Raw genomic sequence first — 20217 nt, forward strand, 5'->3', positions numbered from 1 at the left:
ACGTCTACTCATAAGTTAAACCATAGCCAAATGGATATAGAGGGTCTTTAGAATCATATGGAACATCTTCTAGTTGGTTTTCCACAGCCTCCTTAGAGGAAGGTAGCTCAAATGGCAGTTTTCCTTGGGGTGTTTTTTCAGCAAAAAGTACTTCCATCAGAACCTCATCGCTTGTGCCAAACTCACCGAACAATGCAGAGGAAGCGGCTGATACCTCCGTTAGTATTGCCGCTCGTTCTAGGTTTACCACAACTATAGAGGGTTTTTGATTTATTAAATCCAGGATTTCTTTCTTTTCCTCCTCATTGTAATAAAGTCTTCCTTGGTGGAAGAAGCTTTCCAGAAAATAGTCAGAACGTTCGTCAAAAGGTGTTTGTAATCGTTTTAGAATTACATCTGCCTCCCCAGGTTCAGTAACGAAAATTACCTTTTCATTACTTTCCATATCGGTAAGCATACCTTCTGCATAAATCTTTGTTCCTTTTCTCAAAGGTAATAAGTCATTGTTTTTAAGCAAGACCATAGATTTGGCCTGGGCAATTCTACCTTTTTCGCGAAAATCATCCCTCCCAGTTATTTTGGTGGCTTTGCTGCTATCTACATAAGGGTTATCAAACAAGCCTAAACGAAACTTATCACGCATTATTCGCTTTACGGAAACATCGATTCTTGCCTCCGAAATAGTCCCTTCCTCCACTAAATCAATGATTAATTCTGGAATACTTTCCCCTCCAAATTGATCACAACCTGCTTCAATAACTTTTTGTACACGCTCTTTTGGAGATAATGCTTCCACCCCCCAAGCTCTGCCTTCACCCATTCTTGTTTTGGAAATTATATTCCAGTCCGTACAGACGACCCCTGTGTAGTTAAGGGAGTCTCTGAGCAGGCCTTGAATTATATCCTTGTTAAAACCAAATGCCACGTCTTCGCTGGTCTGCCCTACGGGAATTCCGTAATAGGGCATAATTTGGGCGGTATTCGCGGGGAATGCACCTTCTGTAAAAGGAATCACATGGTAGTCAAAATTGTCCCCTGGATATACCTGATTTTTGCCATAGGGAAAATGTGCATCTTCACCATCCTCCTGAGGCCCGCCACCAGAAAAATGTTTGGTCATACAAGCAACACTATTTTTGTTAAGAGAGTCGCCTTGAAAACCTAAAACATAAGCCTTGGTCATTATTGCAGATAGCGTGGCATCTTCTCCAAAAGTACCGTTGGCCCTACCCCATCTTGGTTCCGTCGCCAAATCCGCCATAGGGTGAAGCGCAAGGCGTATTCCTACTGCATTGTATTCTTGCCTAGCGATGTCTCCAAATTCTTGAACCAGAAGGGAATCTCTTGTCGCCGCCAAACCCAAAGAACTTGGCCATTTTGAAAATGCGGGAGTATATAGGCCGGCTCCGGGATTATTTTCCGTACCATGCCGTGGGTCTGTAGCAATTGTAATAGGAATCCCCAGACGAGTACGCTCTGCCATCTTTTGAATAGAATTGGCATAATTCGCCATTAGTTCGGCATCTAAAGAAGCTAAAACATTAAAACTATTCATCTTTTTTCTGGCAATCATTTCTGAATTTGACGGTAACATCATAGACATCATAAGGGTCATAGGGTCTGTAGAAATAACTGGCCTTTCCATTGGTTTTCCTTCGGGTGTGGTCCCAATCATATTGACAAACATGGAACCCGCCTTTTCTTCTAAGGTCATTTTAGATACCAAATCAGAAACACGACTTTCTATGGATTGGTTTACGTCTTCATATACATCGAGTTCTCCATTTTTGTTTAAATCACGGAAGGGCTTACCATCCTGACTTAACAATGGGGCTTCTTTTCCTAAGAGATCCAGATTTCTCTTAGAGACTATAGACTTTTTTATGTATACAACCGTTACTAGAATCAACGCAGTTCCAATAATCGCTAAAATACTGTATTTCAATATTTTAAATACTTTTCTCATAACTGTATCTCTCTATAAGGCAGTGAATTAATTTATTATGTTAATTTGACACAATAATACAAAAAAAATATTTAATGTGTCGTTATAATACAATAAGTTATATATTTACCTATGACCCAAAATTCTAATGCCGCTCTATTTTTAGAAAAAAAACTATTAGGTTCTCTTCCCGGGCTCTCCATAGATTGTGTGATTTTCGGATACAAAAATCATGAGCTTTTTATTTTACTACTGCAATGGAAACACGATAATATGTGGTCTCTTCCAGGCGGGTTTATCCACAAGGATGAAGATATGGATAAGGCGGCCTATCGTGTCCTAAAAGAAAGAACAGGACTTGATTCCATCTTCCTGAGTCAGTTTCACACTTTTGGAAATAGAGACAGAATTGGCAAAGAACACGAGAATAGTCTAAAAAAAAGACAGCTACTTCTTAAAGAATTATATAAAAACCAACCAAAAATAATCGAATGGCTAAATAAAAGATTTATTACAACTGGGTATTTCGCCTTAGTAGATATTAACCAGACCAATCCGAAACCAGACTTTATGACCATTCAGTGTGCTTGGCAATCTATTAAGTCTATTCCATCCACCATCATGGATCACAGAGAAATTATTGAAAAAGCCTTACAACAACTTCGGATTCAATTAAACTATCTTCCGGTGGGATTGTCCTTACTACCTACCAAATTTACTATGCAAGACCTGCAAAAGTTATACGAAGCTATTCTTCAAAAAAAATTAGAACGAAGTAATTTTCAGCGTAAAATGCTGAAACTAGATGTCTTGGTAAGACATGAAAAGCAAATGACCGGGGCAGCCAATAAGGCACCATATTTATATAGTTTTAACCAAGAAAAATACGACTTACTTTTAAAGAAGGGCATTGGGTTGAGCTTTTAAATTTTTCTCGGCCTTTTCCAATACATTTTTCTTTATCTCTTTTGAAAATTAGAAAGTTTATAGGTTTCTAAAATTAGGCTAATTCCATGCTCGTACAAACCCCATGTCCATTTCCAGAAACAATAGGCTATGTTCTGTGGGCAAGAGTGCACCACTTTCCATGGTCTTCCATGTTTTCCATTTAGCTTCTAATCCGCCAATAGGAATTATACTAACCCACATTTTATATGCCCTAGGCAGGCCAGAATCGTCCAATAGCCATAAATAGGAATCCCCAGGGGTATTGCCGCCAGTAGTATAGGTAACTAGTAGGGCTTCTTTACCGTTCTCCAATGTAACAAGCCTTCTTTCGGTCCCAGCATCAAAAACCTTGTGGGGAGCAACTAACCAAAAAGAATCGTTATTAAAATAAGCCATTGCCTTTTTAATAAACTCTTCTTTCTTGGAATCATGTAGCTGTTCGCCATTCCTAAGAACAATGCTATTTTTCGCTTTAAGTAGGTCCAATTGCACTACATAATCCTTCCAGCTAACCGTAACTATACCTTCTTTCTTATCCCACAAATAATGATTCCGTCCCTTAAATGTCCACTCCAGAAAGCGGGTGTTTTTATAGGCTTCATTATTTACAGCTTGGAGCATTTTAAGAGCTAAAAAATCGGCCTCTTCTGAGATTTCACTCTCGGGCATACTTTCATTATAGACAAGAAAAATACCGCTACAAAGGACTACTATTAAAACAATTAAAAATGCAATTGTCTTTCCAACTACTCTTAGATACTTCATAGGGAAAACCTCAAACATGCTTAAATTTTAGACTCTTTTCCTTTACACATCTTCGGAAATGCCTTTTGTCTTAATTATCTTCACCAGCACAAAAAGCAGATAGCCAACGGGTCCAAACATAAAGGTAAATGGAAGAATTAACGTATAAATCCACCGCGAAATATTTAACTTCCTGGCTTTCTTAACGATATAGGCGCCCACCAGCAAATCAAAGGCCAAATAATGAAACCAACCGGCCGCCACCGCGGCATCGTGCTGAAAAAGGGCTTTTACGTTTTCTAAGGTACTAAAGCTTTCTAAACTAAAATTTCCTAAGTCTCTTACTATTAAAAAAGTATAAACAGTTGCAAGAATAAGTACCACCCCATTTAAAACTATAGTTTGGGTATGCCGCCATGCCGGCAGAACTAAAAGTAATATCCACCCAAGGAGGACAAAAGTATTACCGAATGCAAAAATTTCTGAAGGTGTCATAGGATAGGTTTTGTTTGTATCAATTAGTATTCCAGTTCGCATCAATTACCTTTTGAATATGGGGGTAATGTTGATCGGTTTCATTTAGATTTTTGCGCATTTCTAAAAGCTGGTTCTTAAGGTCGGCAACTATTTCTGCATAATTTTCATCCCTATATACATTGTTCATTTCGTAGGGATCCTTTTTTAAATCATAAAGCTCCCATGCCGGAGGAGTGTGGTTCGTGAAATCATTTCCCCAACTCTCCTTGTTCCACTCCGAATCGGCCTTATCGGTATCTACCCAATATTTTCCATAATAAAATATAAGCTTATACTCTTTCGTCCGAATTCCAAAATGCGCCGGATTCTGATGACGGTGCGCCAAATGCATCCAATACCGGTAATAGGTTGCCTGTGGCCATGCCTCCGGCTCTTTACCCGTTTCCAGGATCACATCAAAACTATTCCCCTGCATATAAGCTGGTTTTTCACCTCCGGCCAAGGCAATAATGGTTGGGGCAAAATCGGTATTATTAATAATGGCTTCAGAACTGCTTCCCGCCAAGACTTTTTTAGGATAGCGAACAAAAAACGGCATACGCATGGATTCATCATACATCCATCTTTTGTCTATATAGTCGTGTTCGCCCAGCATAAACCCCTGGTCGCCGGTATAAATGATAATGGTGTTCTCCAATAAATTTTCTGCTTTTAGGAAATCTATGAGACGCTTAATATTATCATCAACCCCTTTAACACATCTCAGATATTTTTTGAGATAATCCTGATACACTTTACTTGTATATTCCCTTTCGGGAGGATCTATTTCCCATTTTACTAGCTCTTCAGCGCCAATATCTTGTGCGTTTCTGTACTTTTTATAAATACTGGTATCCTTCCAATAGATATTCATTGCCTGATTGCGAATAAGATTTCTATGGGAAACTGAGGAACCTATTATTCTCGTAAGGGAGTCATTACGTCCTCTTATTGCTTCAGATCCGTGATTTCCAATTTCATAAAGACTTTCGGGCTCTGGGATAAAGGTGTTTGCAAGATACGACTCGTATCGTGGGGCATATTCAAAATCGTCATGGGGAGCTTTATAATGGTGCATTAAAAAAAAAGGCTCCTCCTTATTTCGTATGTTCTTAATATAATTAATGGCTATATCTGTAATCTTGTCGGTAGAATGTCCTTTTGTTTGTACTAGGTTTTCGGGCCATGGTTTGTCGCCCCTTAATCTAAATTCAGGGTCGAAATACTTTCCCTGGCCGGGAAGCACCTGATAATAGTCGAAGGCAGCCGGTTCGTCATGAAGATGCCATTTCCCAACCATTGCCGTTTGATAACCCAAGGCCTTCAATTCCATAGGCAAGAATTGCTTTTCTGGGGCTATTTTACCTTCTAAGTCGATTACCCCATTAGTTTGCCCTCTTTGCCCTGTTATTATGGCGGCTCTGCTGGGAACACAAATGGCATTATTAACAAAGCAGTTGTTAAATACCATTCCTTCCGATGCAAGCTTATCTAAATTTGGTGTGGGATTAAGTATTGCCAGTCTACTTCCGTACACTCCCAGAGCCTGTGTAGTATGATCATCCGACATTATAAAAATAATATTTGGAGGACGATTTACTTCTTTAGAGGTACAGGCCGATAAAAACACAATAAAAAGGCCTAAAATAAAAATCTGTTTGTTAGACCTCAACAAGCCATCCTTGAATTTATCCTTCAAATGGATAGTTAATACCTTTGAAATAAAGATAAATATGTAATACTTTACCCAAGCCATTACTGAAATCTTATTTAGTTACTTCCACTCCCTTCCAAAAAGCAATATAACCTTTTATTCCTTTGGCCAATTCTGAGGTCTCCGGGTAATACCATGCAGCATCCGGATTCTCTTTCCCATACACTTCAAGGGTATAATAAGATGCTTCCCCTTTCCAAGGACAGGTGGTATGAGTATTGCTCTTTACAAAAAAAACTTCTTTAATACTTTCTGGTGGAAAATAGTGATTTCCTTCAATAACTACAGTGTCATCACTTTCAGCAACGACTTCCTTATTCCATATTGCTCTCATAGTTCTACTTTTTAATTTCAATTAATGTCTATTCTGTCAGATAAACCAAGTCTTCTATTAGCGAAAAGTTCCAAAGGAAATAAGCTCTTCCTTTTCCCCATTTAAATTCAACGTATTCCGCAAAGGCCTTCCCAGACCATCCCATTTTACTTCCATAATATCTCCTTGCTGTAATGAAATGCCTTCTCCAAAACTAAAGGCATCTGCTCCAAAAAAATGAATATGTGCCATCCCAGCTAGTCTATGATTTTTATACTTAAAATGATGGTATTCCAGATTTTCCAGACTATGGGACATATTCGCCTCCCCTGTACTTATATTTTTGGTCCAGAATACCGAATCCTTTCTATAGATACTGACTTTTCCGTCAATACTATCAAAAGATGCATCTATGGACAGTTCAGGTCCCACACTACAATTTCTAATCTTAGAAGGTGCCAGATACAAATAGTTTTTACGTTCCATTATGTGATCAGAAAACTCATTTGCTATCATCAACCCAAGTCGAAAAGGTTTTCCGGTATTATCCACAATATAGGCAGCCGCAACTTCGGGTTCCTCTCCCCCATCCTCTCCGTAGCTTGGTATTTCCAAGAGTGCATTATGAGCACGCAAAACGCTACCGTTTCCTTTATAAAACCATTCTGGCTGTACTCCTATTTCTCCTTTTTTGGGATGCCCCTCTTGTACACCCATAAGATACATTTTCATACTATCCGTCAATTCCTTTTCTGCTTCTGCATGGTGCATCTTCTCACGATTCTCTGCACTGGCCTTATGGGTTAAACCTGTTCCGGCCAGCATTAGTTTTAAGGGATTTCCTGGACAATCGAACGGAGGTAGCAGGGAATAATCAGATTCTCCCTGGTAAACGAAATCATAAGAGATTATACGGTCCGAAAGACAACTCTGTACTAAATCAGTAATATTGCCATTGTCCTCTATAGCCTTAGTTGCAAGGTCATATACAGAGCTATACCGGTCTAAAAGGCGTAAACTTGGTTCTTCCACCAGAGCAACACAGCGTCCGTTTATTCTATGGCTTAACTGAACTAATCTCATTTTGGAAATTTCATTAATTTAATAACTTAGAAGGCTATTACTATTACTCCTTTTAAGAACTTATTGAGGAATATACCAAATATCTTTCTCGAGGTCTACTCCGCCATTTAATTCTTCCTGCACTACCCTGTCTACAATATACACCCCAATTGTCGCCATGTTTTCGAAAGTATCTAATCCATTGTTTGGAAAGTTCTCCCTGGTACGATGAATATTAAACTTATTCGAAAATGTACGTCCAAAAGCTTCTTCCACTCCCTTCTTGCCGTACATAAATCCTAACATGCCACCCCAGGTAGCCGTAGGATTGTCTGAATCCCAACCAGATAAGGCACCAATTTTTATAGTTTCAACAAGGTCTCCCTCTCCGTAGAACAAACTAACCATACTAGCGGCAAAATTAATCCCCGCAGCAAAACAGCCATTACAGAATATCTCCTTAGATGTAATGAGGTATCCGTCTTCCTGATCTACTTGATATCTTTGGTAAACGGCATCTCTGGCTTCCTCCCAAGTATCTCCCGCATCATATCTGCTTTTTACAAAATCGTACATTTTAGAAGCATAAGAATCCTTTGGTAATACTTCCCTGGACCGATTAGCCATCCACATAATCTGATCTTTTTTACTTAAATCTTCTGGTACTGCCGAGGCTAATGAATACATGCTAACGTAAAATTCTGAAATCCATTGGGCATTTTCACGTGCCGTAGTTCTTATAGGTAATTCTGCCATTTTTAAGGCTATATCCACTCTTGTTGGAGAATAAAACCCAAAAATTTCTGTGGTAAGCTGTGCATCGATCATCTCGTGGTAGTTATCATAGATAGAATCTTTAGTAAGTGCAGGGTCGCTGGTAGCTGGAGGAACTACACCTTCTTTCATCATGTCTAGTGCTTTTTGATTTGCTACCCATAAATAATTCTCTTCCTCGGCCTTAATATGCTTTAGCCAACCTTCTTTTATTTGTTCTCCACTCAAAAAAGAAGTTTTTAGAGTATATAATAAATGTTGGTACATATATTCAATATCGGTATCGTCATCCGCTCCCCATACTTCATCTTCACCTCTAAAGACAAAATCAATATTCTCCGATAAATCGCTTGGAATTCCCTCAGACCAAATACTGGGTTGATCTGGAGTACCCCAATCTTCTCGCGTATAAAAATCTCCGGTTTTTATTTCTCCAATATTTCCAACCTTATCCATTTCCGTTACCAGGCCCGTCCAATTTGCAATACACTGTCCCAACCAAAAACCATATAGTTTTTCGGCATAGGCAGCTCTAGAAATCTGTATATCCGCAGGCTTGGGAGTATAGTCCTTGTAAACCAATGTACTATCATAAAGAGGGTTAGAAATCGTCTTATTCTCTTTCTTGGGGTTTCCGCAGCTAAATAGGTTAGCTGCCAAAGTGAAAATCAGAATTTTGTTTAGGAGGTTTTTCATACGTCTAAAATATTTAGTAAACTTGGTTATGATATATTCTATTTCTATTTAGTAGTCATTAATTCAATTCCCTTCCAATCATCTCCCAACTCTTTGGTAATCAGATGAGCAGAACGATTTAGAAATAATTTAGCCGTATGGTCCTGATCATTACGTTTAAAAATCCGCTGGAAAGTCACCGCCGCCATTGCAAAATCCTGATTGAAATATAAATCCATTCCTTCCTCAAATGTTTTTTTAGTAGCTAGTTTATGCTTATACAATTTGGGAAGGTCTCCATTTATACATTCAAATAGCTTGATGGGTTTTTGCTTTCCCTTTACTTTGACTGGTCCCAAATACCGAAACTCAAATTCTTCCGGATTGGTTAGGTTATCCTTGCATACCCCAGTTAATAAAATGGAGTTTCCGAAATGTTTGGAGAGTCCTTCAATGCGGGCTGCTGTGTTAACGGTATCGGCAATAATAGCGGCATCTAGTCGCTCTACATCTCCCGTAATACCCATGATAAGATTTCCACTTTGCATGCCAATCCCAACTTTTACTGGTAACCTATTCTTTTTTAACCGCTCTTTATTATAAGACTGAAGGGCCTGTTGCATTTCTACAGAAGCTCTTAAAGCATCCTGGGAACCGCCTGGAAATAAAGCCATGAATCCATCGCCCAAATACTGCATTATAAAGCCCTGATTTTTTCGAATAAAAGGGCCCATTCTACCATTAAATCCGTTTACAAACAGAAAGTTGTCAGTTGGGTTCAGAGTCTCCGAAATAGTGGTGAAATCTCTGATGTCCACAAAAACCACCGTTACTTCGCGCTCTACCAAATCTCCCAGAGCCACTTCCGTTAGTTTATCCTTACCTAAAGAAGTAATAAATTTAGAAGGCACAAACTTCTGACTTACGTCATGTATTTTTCTTATCGCTTCCTCTCTCTCCTGAGCCTCTTTTAGTCCCTTTTCATAAAGATGGGCACTTTCAATAGCCGCTGCAGACTGCAGGGCAATAGTGGTTAGTAATTTAAGTTCTGCCGCAGTAAAGTCTATGGGATCCTGATGCCCTAATATCATGATGCCAAGATTTCTATGTTTAACTTTAAGCGGGGCATACATTACCGACTTAAGATGTTTTATTGCCGGATTATTCGGTATTCTTTCGGGAGGTACTATGGCGGCGGTTCCTCTCAGAATCAGTTCCTTAATAAGGTCATTTTGTGCCTTAAGATTGGTTAGTCTGTTTGGATTATCGCCCAGAGAAGATACTTCGATAACCTTGTCTATTTCGGCGTCGTACATAAGAAAAAGACCATGTGTAATTCCAATAATCTGGGAGGCTTCTTCAAGGGCTATTTCAGCAATAGCCTTAGAATCTATAGTCTCGGAGATCATTTCGCTTAAACCATAAATCATGTTTATCTCCCGATAAAGTCCAAGAACTTCTTTCCCTATATTTTTCTTCTCCCATTCTTTTCGAAAAAGAAGTTGTAATGTTTCTAATACGAGTTTTCCGGTTGGTGAGGTAGCATAGAAAGTTCCTAGATCCATTTCTTCAAAATGAATCTGTTCGGAATACCCTGTCAGAATATCATCACCCCAAATCCAGCGCTGCTCAGTATCCTGAAAGCTAAATCTTACGTCTAACTGTTTGGAAAGATTTTCTAAAAGAAGTTTGGCATCTTTATCTCTCTTTAAAACATAGCGTAAGGCTTTTAATGCAGTGTTTAGCCCCATACTTTTTCTTAATCTTTAAGAATTTCTTCTGCTATTTCAAGCATTTCATCCGGATCGAAGGGTTTCGTCATATATTTATTTGCACCCATTTCCAGACCTTTCTGCCTATCTACTTCCTGTCCTTTAGCAGTTAATAAAATAATATAAACTTCATTTAAATTCAATTCTTTCTTGACCTTCTGACAGACCTCCATCCCATTCATCTTAGGCATCATCACATCGAGAAAAACCAAATTAGGCTTCTCCTCCTGAATAATTTCTAAGGCTTGCTCCCCATTCTCAGCAAAAAGTAATTCTACACCCTCATCTTCGAGGTCTTCAAGGGTCTGCTCAATAAGCATTCTTATATGGGCTTCATCGTCTACTATCAGCAATTTTTTATCCATGTCTTTTTCTTATGAGTTAGTCTTTTTATTGGTAAACAAAGAACATAACATTCTCCATACCTTTCTGAAATTTTAGTTCTTTTATTGTTTTCTCATCGCCATTTAATACGGAATTGAGCATAATAATATCAGGCTTTTGCGCAGTTGCTGTCTCTATTAGGTTATCCGGGTTTGCTTCCATTACCTTATAACCTCTTGCCGTTAAAACATCCGTTAAGGTTTTTACCGCAGAAACATCATCGTCGACCACCAAAACTTTTTTCTTGGATACTCCTTGCTCTAAAAGTTCGTCTACTTCATGAAACAATTTTTCTGTATCTATAGGTTTGGTGAGATACCTGTCTACTCCTATTCTAAGGCCTCGTTCTTTATCCTGCACTATTGATAAGATAATGATAGGGATGTCCATAGTAGCCGGATCATTTTTCAAAACAGCTGCCACATCAAATCCATTGATCTCCGGCATCATAACATCCAAAATAATTAGATCTGGTTTACTAATCCGTACCATATCTAAGGCTGCCTTGCCGTTGGCTGCTTCCTTTACCTGATAGCCAGCTTCTCCCAATTCTTGTCGCAATAAAGATCTAATCGGAGTATCGTCATCTACCACCAAAATGGTAGGTGTTTCTTCTAAATTCTTAAGTGAGGTATGTTTTATCTGTTTTTTAAGGCTCGTTAGAATTCGATCCAGTTGCATAGGCTGTTGGGAAGCTCCATCTCCCAGAGTAGGAATAGAAAAGAAGAAAGTACTGCCCACATTATACTCACTATTTAACCAGATTATACCTCCATGATGCTCAATAATCTCTCTACAAATGGGCAGTCCAAGTCCGGTTCCCTGAGGTTTGTCTGTAAGGGTATCCCCGGCCTGTCTAAAGCGCTCAAATATTTTATGCCTATCGTCGTCAGCTATGCCAATACCCGTATCCTGAATCTCAAAAATCACCTGTCCTTTGTCTTCATAGGCATCGATAGTAATCTTTCCTTTCTCTGTAAATTTTACGGCATTAGAAAGTAAATTAATGACCACCTGAATTAGTTTGTCTTCGTCTCCACTTATCAAAGGCAGGTCTTCAGGAATATTTTTAATTAGTTCCAATTTTTTTTCCTCGAACAAACTAGAAGTTGCCGATACTGCTCTGCCAATGACGTCTTGTATAAAAATGGGTTTAAAATTCCATTCCATTCTGCCAGATTCAATTTTAGCCAGATCCAAAACGTCATTAATTAAGCTAGTGAGACGTTCCCCCTCAGAAACCACTACATTTAGGTTTTCACTTACCTGTTTCATGGTACGTTTTATTTTCTGATCTTCTACATTAACTGCCGGGAAGATTTTATCTTCTAAACGTTTCCTGATTATTTTGGCAAACCCCAGAACAGAGGTGAGAGGAGTCCTAAGTTCGTGACTTACGGTAGATAAAAAAGCACTTTTAGCCTCGTTAGCATCTTCTGCTTTGGCTTTGGCAACCTTGGCATCTTCAAAAAGTTCTGCATTATGCAGGGCAACACCCACATTAATTGCAATAGTATTTAAAAGACGTTTATCTTCATCGTTAAATCTACTCTCCTGTTCTGTACTTTGTACACTTAGCACTCCAATAATGCTATCTTCTACTGGAATAGGAACTCCCAAATATGATATGGCCTGTTTCCCTGTTTGTTCAATACCACTTTTCTCATATTCGGCAGTGATATCCGTATCCTTATTGATTAATAAGGCTTTTCCGGTTTGAATTATTTTGGAGGTAAGACCTTCTCCATATTTCATTGGTTCCATATTATCTCCATCCTGGTAGGGGAAATCAATAATATTGGTAGCCGGGTCCAAAAGAGCCAAGTAGGTAATGTCGGAGTTAAACAAGTCTTTCATCTTGTTACCCACCAACTGAATTAATTCCTTTAATTCAATTTTTTCGGTAAGCGCCTTACTCACCTGATTTACAGTGGCTAATTCGTTAAGACGTTGGTTGGCTTCTCTGGTACGTTCTTCTACCCTTTCCTCCAATTCCTTTTGCTGCTTAATTAATATATTGGTACGTGTTTTTACAATAGCGTACACTATGGCTAAGAAACCTAGTACATACAATACATAAGCCCACCAGGTTCTATACCAGGGTGCCGCTATGCTAAAGTCAATTGATTTTTCTTCAGAAATATTACCATATACATTCTGTGCCTTTACTTTAAACGAATATTTTCCCGGGGGTAGATTGATATATTCCCGTGAACTTTGTTTACTCCATTCTGACCAATTTTCATCAAGACCTACCAATTGCGTACTGTATTGCATTTCCTTTTGTCCAATAAAAAGAGGGGCCGCATAACTAATGTTAACACTGTTATTCGCATAGGGCACCTTCAGATTTTGTGGCACCTCTATATTTCCTGCATATAAAGTAGAATCACCAGCAATAGAAAAGTTCCGGATTTCAACATTGAAATTAGGAACAAAGGGTTTGGATAGATCTCCTTCATATCGTATTACTCCACCTGGTCCAATAAACCATGCTAATTGCGTATTGTCGTCTTTCGTCTTCTCCAAATAAATATTCCAAATTCTATTATTCTTGAGTTCTTTGAAGGTTTCTGTATTAATTGAAAAGTCGCCATTTTCATCCTTGGATGCCACCATTAATCCGCCACCAACATCGAACCAATAATTACCCCTATCATCTTTTACTAATCCTGTTCCTTGCCTATTAAAGTCTATATATTCTTGAAAAAAGAAATCTTCTCTTTTCACAAATCGATTATCTTCCTCATTAAACGCATATACTTCCTCTACCTCGCTTGCCCAAAAGGCTATTTCATCATCAATTCTTCCAAAAAACATTCTAGAAGCAGGTAGGCCATCTTCCCTATCGTAATAAACAAACTCGGAAGCAGCGAAATCTAAATTTCCATCAACTATCTTGGGATAAAACCGTATTACCTGATTATCCTCTGTTGATTCTACCCACAAGCTTCCGTCACTAGCTTCGGTCATATTAGCACTACTTCTAATTCTTTCATTTGTTGAAGATTCCTCGTTTAATTGATTTTTTATCTCGTCGTAATAAAAACTTATAATACCCTGTTGATGAGAAACATATATGCGGTTTGGATCCGATTCGGATTGATATAGCACCCCTGCCCTAAAATCATAATCAATATTCTCTCGAATATAACGAAATGTCTTCCCCGTAATCTCGATAAGCCCCATTCCATTGGTCCCAAGGTAAAGTTTGTCATTTAACTCCAAAAAATTCGTCCCCTGCCCAAAAGTCCCCGGAATAGACTTAATCATCTTTTCTTTTTCATCTAAATAGGCAACTCCATCATTATTACTTAAGTACAAGACCCCATTAAATCTGTATACATCGTTTACAACATTTGTTGACAGGCCCATATCGGAGTCTATCAAGGTAAAATTGGAACTTAAATTGGATGTGGATATCCCATTTAACAACATCAACCAAAGAACCCCCCTCGAATCCACATAAACATAGTCTACACTACCATCCTGTAATCCATTTGCCGTAGTGTACTTCTGTATAAGTTTGCCATCATGACTCATTAAATACGCCCCATCGCTAAACGTATTTAGAATGTAGCTTCCATCATCTAATGCAACGCCAGGCAAATACAACCTGTCTTTAACATATTCATCTAGTTCCGTCTTAAAGGGACTGAATTTCTCGCCATTATATAGGTAAAAACCTTGTGTTCTTGTTCCAATTAGAAGATTTGTGTCATCATAGGGCAGGATGGAATAAATACGCTCACTTGCAAAAGCTTCACCACCCGGAACAAGTTCAAAAGTATCATCATCTTTTAAAATACAAAGGCCAACTCCCCAAATTCTGAGATAGTAAACATTATTTACTACATTACCTACATGATAACCATCTTTTGAAGTAATTACCTTCATCGTTTCGCCATCCCATGCGTATAGTTTAAACTCTGTACGGAATATAACACGCCCTTTGTAATAGTCAATTTCCCAAACGTCTTTAAATACGCGATGCTCTTCGGGGATTTCATCTAATAAAGTCTTATAGTGATATTCTCCTTTTTCATCTGTTTCTATATAACCCATTTCGCCCACACCTCCAACATGAATCACACCATTGCCATCTTTTCTTAAAGACCGAACACCACCTATTCTGGTGAGTTCTATAGTGTTCCAGTTTATACCATCATACTGTAAAATACCAGATCCATTGGCAAAATACATAACTCCATTATTATCTTCTAAGGCCCACCAGTTTGAAGGAGATGCACCATAGTCCTGGTATCTATAATTGGTGATTAAAGGTTTCCCCAGCTGTTCTTGCGCAAAACTGCTGCTAATGGATAAACAAAAAAGAAGGAAGAGAATAAAGGAGACAGGGGTTTTTAAAAGAGAAAACGTGGTCTTTTTCATATAGGTGGTTGGTTTAATTCTTATCTGATTAGGAGGCTCATATCTCCTATTCTCTAAAAATAGGGAATAAACTCCTTATAATATAATTTGTTAAAAAAAACATCCAGAGGTAATATCCCCAGAAAAATTTAGTTGCGTTTAACTATTCAAAAAAGCGTTTAAAACCATCCATTTTAAAGACGTCCATTCATCGGATAAAGTGACTTAGTTTTTAGTCGTACGGTTCTTTCTAAGGGCTTTTGCTCAAAAACCTATGAATTTTTGCTAGGGTAAAAGCCCTACTTTTTAAAAAACCTATGAATTATTACTAAGTACCTAAAGCAGTCAATTCTGCAACTTTGAATTCATAAATAACCCAAATCTCAATATACTATGAATACAGTTCTACTTAACAGACTTACTCTTTGTAGTTTTCTGATGTTCTTTAGTCTTTCGGTTTTTGCACAGAAGACGAAAAGCTCCCCTGCCCATGCCGATCTTATTAAGGAGGCGAATAAACGTATCAGTGACTACCAGGAATTATCCTCGATGGGATACGATGATGTTCAGATTTTTCAAGACCTGGGAAATGTAAACTTTCTAGTGGAAAACTTTGAAGCAGCCGTATTCTGGTATAATAAATTAATACAAATCAGTAAAGACGGTGTTATTGGTCCCGGATACTACGAAAGATATCAGTATGCGCTGGAACAGACCAACCCAACCACATCGGCCTCCTCCCTTCCACCAGGAAAGGATTGGTATACCTCCATTAAGGCAGATTATGAAAAAAGAAATAAATCGTATAAGGATTTGCCATATGGAGCATTGGAAACTGCATCTTTTGAAACCAATTCCAGGGATAATTCTACCCCTAGTCATGAAGATTTTGCAGCGCTCGATTTTACCGATGAAGAATTTAGTTACCCCACATCTGGTAAAATGGATCCTTTTGAAAATATCATGGAAACCGCCATTAGTGTTACCAAAGATGGGAATACCGCCTATTTCAGCAAAGGGATCTACATTGAACCTAAATTTGGAATCTTTTCTAAAGATCAATTAGTTCACAAAATATATGAGGCCAAACGCGTTAATGGTAAGTGGAGCCAAATTAGGGAAATAGCCCTGGCTCCCAAATATTTTTCGTCTATGAATCCTACTATTTCCGCAGACGGAAAACGCCTTTTCTTTGCCTCTAATATGCCTGGTACTTATGGAAAATTCGACATTTATGTTGCCGATAAAAATAAGGACGGTTCTTTTGGAGTTGCAAAAAACCTGGGAGAAAAAGTGAATACCAAAAAAGACGATCTCTACCCAAAACTTTCCAATGGTAATCTCTTGTTTTTTGCATCGAATGGCAGAAAAGGCTATGGTGGCCTAGACGTTTACATGGTACAGGTAGACCAAAAAAAGGTTGGAAAATCTGTAAACCTTGGTGCACCCATTAATAGTGTGCAGGACGATTTTGGGATCATGCTAGAAACCGATACTAATTCGGGTTATGTGATGACCAACAGAGGAAATGCGGATAAGAAACTACACAAAGTGGCATTCACTATTCAGCCAGACCGCGATAAAGAAATAAACACACAAAGAAATCAAAAGATTTTTAACGCCCTTCACAGCGATATTCAGATAGACTATTCGAACACAGTATTTGAAGACCAGTAATAAAACGCCATAGTATGATCCAGAAAAACTACTTTTTAAGAAGGGCATCTATCTTTGTTTTATTTAGCATAGCCCTAGGTATAAGCACAATTTTTGCTCAGGAAGGAATTCCTGAACTGAGCTCCAGTACTTCGTACCACAATCAATTGTTCTTTAACAGGTTTCTGATTAACCCTACTTTTTCTTTGGTAAGAGAAGACAAGTCTTACTTGAATATCTTACATAGAAACGAGTACGCCACCTTTGATGACAATAGACAAAACTATTTTATTGGGTTTAGCAATAAACTTAATAACAATACTGCTCTAGGGCTTAGTCTTTATAGCCAATGGTCTGGTGTAATACAGGAATTTGGTATTAATGCAAATTATGCCACTTCGGTTCAATTGGGAGAAAAGAGCAAGTTAACTTTTGGTACCAATGTCACCTATTTAACCGAAGGTATTGATTCTAACCGAGCTATATCTACGGTAGACGATCCCGAATTGCTAGGGTCCAGAAAAGAAAACAAGCTGGCCATACAGCCTGGAGTAACCTTGTCTATGGGACAATTCGATTTTGGTCTTTACGCTGAAGATTTGTTAAAATACAATCAGACCACCGATGAATTCTCTACCAATTTAAACGCCCAAAGTGTAAAAGCATCACTGCAGTATACACATGCCTTTATGGCCAGAACCGGCCTATTCGCCTTTGCCCGACTTATGCCTATGGTACAAATAGGCCAAAATTTAGACAATAGCATAGCCTATTTGGGAACGGTTTTGTTAGACCTTCCTAAATATGGATGGCTTCAGGCAGCAGTGGATGACGAATTTGGGATGTCTATGGGATTGGGTTTTAATTTAAGTAACAAACTTTCCCTAGGCTATTTAATGGAGAAAAACTTTATGCAGGATACGGGCAATCTGGGATGGAACCACGAGCTTTTACTCGCATATACCTTTAAAAATACAGGTCCTATTGGGGAGAAAGGGATAGTAATGGATACAGATCAAAACAGAATTGATGAAATAGTTCGAAATTACGAAGAGCAAATTGCAGCTTTAAAAGCCGAATACGAATCAGCGAATAATAAGGATCCTTACTTAAGAGAAGATATTGCTATGTTAGAACAAGAAAGTAAGGAGTTCGTGAAAAGCGAAAAGAGTACGTCTAACACTGAAATCAAATCTGATAATCTTGTAGATAATAGTAAAAAGAGCAAAAAGAAATCAAAAAAATCCGGTCTTTTAAAAGAGGATATAAACCTTGCTATGGCAGATGCTGAAGCCATGGGATATGAGAATACTTCAGAAATAAATTCAATGGTTTATGAGAACAGACTAATACTAGATCAGCTTATTCTACGACAAGACTCTATTGAAAAAGCGAGGAATCAGGACATGGAAAGAAGGTTTGAAACCATTGTCAGGCTTTTAAGAAGTGATGTAGAAAAAAAGAAAACGGAAAGTCCATCTGACTTTATAGCACCACAAAAGCAAGAAATGGTTGCAGAAGCAGCGCCACAACGAGTTAAGAAAACAGAACTAAAAGAAATAGTTGCAGAAACCAAGCCCGTACGTAGTATAAGGCCAGAGTATAATGATCCTAAAGACTTTGTAACTCCACCAATTAAAATTCTAAACCAGGCAGATATTGTTGGTGCCAAGACCGGATATTATGTAATTGCTAATGTTTATAGCAATAAAAAATATCTGGAAATCTTTGTTGAAAGCCTAAAGACTCAAGGGTTAAATCCAAAAAAATTCTATAATAGAGAGAATGGCTTACACTATGTTTATTTAGCCGATTATGAGGTAAAACAGGAAGCAGAAATGGCTTATGTATCTCATTTGGATGGAAAATACGCTGAAGAAAAATGGATTATGTCTGTAGAGAATCCTACTACCACGGCTCAGATTATGTTCGAAGATGAATGATTTGGGTTTCCGGACCTAACCTACAACTAGTCTCGCTGCGTTTATATCCACTAGAACTGAGGCTAGTTGCGTTGGTCCATTTGCTCTCAACCAACGACATCTTTCGATAATTATTGTTAAAAAAGAAGTGCATTTGAACGAAAATACGGACGAAAAGAGTAGGCTACATACAATTTTTGGTATATTTCGACAACCAAAGAATAAAAAAAGAATAAATAGTAACCCCAAAACCTTACCGTATGGAATCTAATTTTTACCTACAAAAATCTTCCGAGAATTGCTCCTTACCAACAGGCAACTCGCCAACTCTTTTTAATAACAATTTAAGCAACTGCTAAAGTCTATTTGGATTAATAGTAAAAGCGCAGACCGAGTATTTTCTATTCTCAAAACTTAGATTCTTTATCTTCCTAAACTACCCTTAGGAGTCTTGTATGCTGCGTTTTTTATGATATACTCTTTATGGTTGAGGTCTATAAACAATAGGCCAATTGACCAATAGGGGACAGAATGAATTTTTTAAAAACAAAATTTCACTCAAAAAAACTATCATCATGAAATCTAATATATTACGAATTATTGTTATCGATCATGACTTGCTTTTCCATCAGGCGTATCAGTACTATTTCGAAACCTATAAAGAATATGACTTAGCTGGTATTTATGGTAGCGTTAAGGACGCCTTGGAGGAATTTGAATTAACCAAACCAGATATTATTGTCTCGGAAGTAAATCTGCCTGAGGTAAACGGAATTGATGGCATTCAAATGTTCAGAAAAAAAGATCCAAATGTGAAAATTATTATGGTTTCGGCCGAGAATGATTATGAAGTAATAAAAAACGCTTTTAAAAGCATGGTGAACGGATACTTGGCGAAACCGGTAAGCATCAAAGGCTTGTACCACGCCCTCAATTCAATTAAGTATGAAGGTGCTGTTATTGGAAATGATATTGCCAAAAAGGTCATAGCCATGTTCCAACGAAAAAATTATAAATCGTTTTCTGAAAGAGAGAATCAGATTATTGATTATTTATGTCAGGGTGCCACCTATAAAACTATAGCAGAAAAACTTTTTGTAACTACCAGTGCCATCAACTTTCACATACAGAATATATATTTAAAACTCGACGTAAACTCAAAATCAGAAGCCCTAAACAAGCTCCAAGAATTAGAGTATTAAAATAAAAACAGATTTATCCCCGGGTATTGATTTTAATAAGGACTGCAAATTGAGGTTTAGAGTCAAGGACTTATAAACTCCCTAATAAAGATCATAAGGTTCCCCCAACCCGGGGTAATTTATAGCAGATTCCGTAATACTGTGATTAGCGTGTCTCAACTCCTTAAATAAAAGCCTTATTTGGACCTTTTTAATAGTAAATTGAAAACATTGCATAAA

Annotated in this window: 14 protein-coding genes; 4 read left to right on the forward strand and 10 right to left on the reverse strand. The window is 38.0% G+C overall.

Features of this window, described 5'->3' with window-relative positions; all coding sequences use genetic code 11:
• Window positions 1-4 precede the first annotated feature (4 nt).
• On the reverse strand, window positions 5-1966 hold the full coding sequence (locus PXG98_RS10570; protein ID WP_276390946.1) for a glycoside hydrolase family 3 protein: 1962 nt from the start codon (window positions 1964-1966) through the stop codon (window positions 5-7).
• A gap of 111 nt (window positions 1967-2077) precedes the next feature.
• Between PXG98_RS10570 and PXG98_RS10575 the strand changes: the two genes are divergently transcribed.
• On the forward strand, window positions 2078-2872 hold the full coding sequence (locus PXG98_RS10575; RefSeq protein WP_276390947.1) for an NrtR DNA-binding winged helix domain-containing protein: 795 nt from the start codon (window positions 2078-2080) through the stop codon (window positions 2870-2872).
• A 78-nt stretch (window positions 2873-2950) separates the two neighbouring features.
• On the opposite strand, the gene PXG98_RS10580 is transcribed toward PXG98_RS10575, so the two are convergent.
• Genes PXG98_RS10580 through PXG98_RS10620 form a run of 9 tightly spaced genes read right to left on the reverse strand, consistent with a single transcriptional unit; the run spans window position 2951 to window position 15239 of the window.
• Window positions 2951-3676, reverse strand: a complete 726-nt coding sequence (locus tag PXG98_RS10580) for a hypothetical protein (protein WP_276390949.1) — start codon at window positions 3674-3676, stop codon at window positions 2951-2953.
• A 24-nt stretch (window positions 3677-3700) separates the two neighbouring features.
• Complete coding sequence (locus PXG98_RS10585) at window positions 3701-4174, reverse strand: ABA4-like family protein (RefSeq protein WP_276390950.1); 474 nt, start codon at window positions 4172-4174, stop codon at window positions 3701-3703.
• The gene (locus PXG98_RS10590; protein ID WP_420909566.1) at window positions 4152-5909 is read right to left on the reverse strand and encodes a sulfatase family protein; all 1758 of its coding nucleotides are present in this window, start codon (window positions 5907-5909) and stop codon (window positions 4152-4154) included. The genes PXG98_RS10585 and PXG98_RS10590 overlap by 23 nt, the downstream gene beginning before the upstream one ends.
• A gap of 10 nt (window positions 5910-5919) precedes the next feature.
• The gene (locus tag PXG98_RS10595) at window positions 5920-6201 is read right to left on the reverse strand and encodes a DUF427 domain-containing protein (protein WP_276390954.1); all 282 of its coding nucleotides are present in this window, start codon (window positions 6199-6201) and stop codon (window positions 5920-5922) included.
• A 57-nt stretch (window positions 6202-6258) separates the two neighbouring features.
• Window positions 6259-7263, reverse strand: coding sequence for an AraD1 family protein (gene araD1 / locus PXG98_RS10600; RefSeq protein ID WP_276390955.1), 1005 nt, complete (start codon window positions 7261-7263; stop codon window positions 6259-6261).
• A gap of 60 nt (window positions 7264-7323) precedes the next feature.
• Entirely contained in the window at window positions 7324-8712 is a 1389-nt protein-coding gene (locus PXG98_RS10605) for an ADP-ribosylglycohydrolase family protein (protein WP_276390957.1), read from the reverse strand.
• A 44-nt stretch (window positions 8713-8756) separates the two neighbouring features.
• On the reverse strand, window positions 8757-10442 hold the full coding sequence (locus PXG98_RS10610; protein WP_276390958.1) for an adenylate/guanylate cyclase domain-containing protein: 1686 nt from the start codon (window positions 10440-10442) through the stop codon (window positions 8757-8759).
• Window positions 10443-10450: 8 nt separating this feature from the next.
• Window positions 10451-10828, reverse strand: a complete 378-nt coding sequence (locus tag PXG98_RS10615) for a response regulator transcription factor (protein WP_276390960.1) — start codon at window positions 10826-10828, stop codon at window positions 10451-10453.
• 25 nt (window positions 10829-10853) lie between these two features.
• A complete protein-coding gene (locus tag PXG98_RS10620; RefSeq protein WP_276390961.1) occupies window positions 10854-15239 on the reverse strand; it encodes a response regulator in 4386 nt (1461 codons plus the stop codon).
• Window positions 15240-15611: 372 nt separating this feature from the next.
• On the opposite strand from PXG98_RS10620, the gene PXG98_RS10625 reads away from it, so the two are divergent.
• The 3 genes from PXG98_RS10625 (at window position 15612) to PXG98_RS10635 (ending at window position 19998) form a co-directional block, all read left to right on the forward strand.
• Window positions 15612-16895 (forward strand): TolB family protein, encoded by a 1284-nt coding sequence (locus PXG98_RS10625; RefSeq protein ID WP_276390963.1) that lies wholly within the window; start codon window positions 15612-15614, stop codon window positions 16893-16895.
• A gap of 14 nt (window positions 16896-16909) precedes the next feature.
• Window positions 16910-18817, forward strand: coding sequence for a PorP/SprF family type IX secretion system membrane protein (locus PXG98_RS10630; RefSeq protein WP_276390965.1), 1908 nt, complete (start codon window positions 16910-16912; stop codon window positions 18815-18817).
• Window positions 18818-19371: 554 nt separating this feature from the next.
• Window positions 19372-19998, forward strand: coding sequence for a response regulator transcription factor (locus PXG98_RS10635; protein ID WP_276390966.1), 627 nt, complete (start codon window positions 19372-19374; stop codon window positions 19996-19998).
• Window positions 19999-20217 lie beyond the last annotated feature (219 nt).

It is taken from the genome of Eudoraea chungangensis (genome assembly GCF_029360665.1).
In the GTDB taxonomy this organism is placed as follows: Bacteria; Bacteroidota; Bacteroidia; order Flavobacteriales; family Flavobacteriaceae; genus Eudoraea; species Eudoraea chungangensis.

Excerpts from the sequence above, each read along its gene's own strand:
- PXG98_RS10585 (WP_276390950.1), bottom strand. The coding sequence starts at position 4,174 with ATGCGAACTGGAATACTAATTGATACAAACAAAACCTATCCTATGACA.
- PXG98_RS10580 (WP_276390949.1), bottom strand. The coding sequence starts at position 3,676 with ATGTTTGAGGTTTTCCCTATGAAGTATCTAAGAGTAGTTGGAAAGACA.
- PXG98_RS10590 (WP_420909566.1), bottom strand. The coding sequence starts at position 5,909 with ATGGCTTGGGTAAAGTATTACATATTTATCTTTATTTCAAAGGTATTA.
- araD1 (WP_276390955.1), bottom strand. The coding sequence starts at position 7,263 with ATGAGATTAGTTCAGTTAAGCCATAGAATAAACGGACGCTGTGTTGCT.
- PXG98_RS10615 (WP_276390960.1), bottom strand. The coding sequence starts at position 10,828 with ATGGATAAAAAATTGCTGATAGTAGACGATGAAGCCCATATAAGAATG.
- PXG98_RS10625 (WP_276390963.1), top strand. The coding sequence starts at position 15,612 with ATGAATACAGTTCTACTTAACAGACTTACTCTTTGTAGTTTTCTGATG.
- PXG98_RS10630 (WP_276390965.1), top strand. The coding sequence starts at position 16,910 with ATGATCCAGAAAAACTACTTTTTAAGAAGGGCATCTATCTTTGTTTTA.
- PXG98_RS10595 (WP_276390954.1), bottom strand. The coding sequence starts at position 6,201 with ATGAGAGCAATATGGAATAAGGAAGTCGTTGCTGAAAGTGATGACACT.
- PXG98_RS10610 (WP_276390958.1), bottom strand. The coding sequence starts at position 10,442 with ATGGGGCTAAACACTGCATTAAAAGCCTTACGCTATGTTTTAAAGAGA.
- PXG98_RS10575 (WP_276390947.1), top strand. The coding sequence starts at position 2,078 with ATGACCCAAAATTCTAATGCCGCTCTATTTTTAGAAAAAAAACTATTA.
- PXG98_RS10620 (WP_276390961.1), bottom strand. The coding sequence starts at position 15,239 with ATGAAAAAGACCACGTTTTCTCTTTTAAAAACCCCTGTCTCCTTTATT.
- PXG98_RS10605 (WP_276390957.1), bottom strand. The coding sequence starts at position 8,712 with ATGAAAAACCTCCTAAACAAAATTCTGATTTTCACTTTGGCAGCTAAC.
- PXG98_RS10635 (WP_276390966.1), top strand. The coding sequence starts at position 19,372 with ATGAAATCTAATATATTACGAATTATTGTTATCGATCATGACTTGCTT.
- PXG98_RS10570 (WP_276390946.1), bottom strand. The coding sequence starts at position 1,966 with ATGAGAAAAGTATTTAAAATATTGAAATACAGTATTTTAGCGATTATT.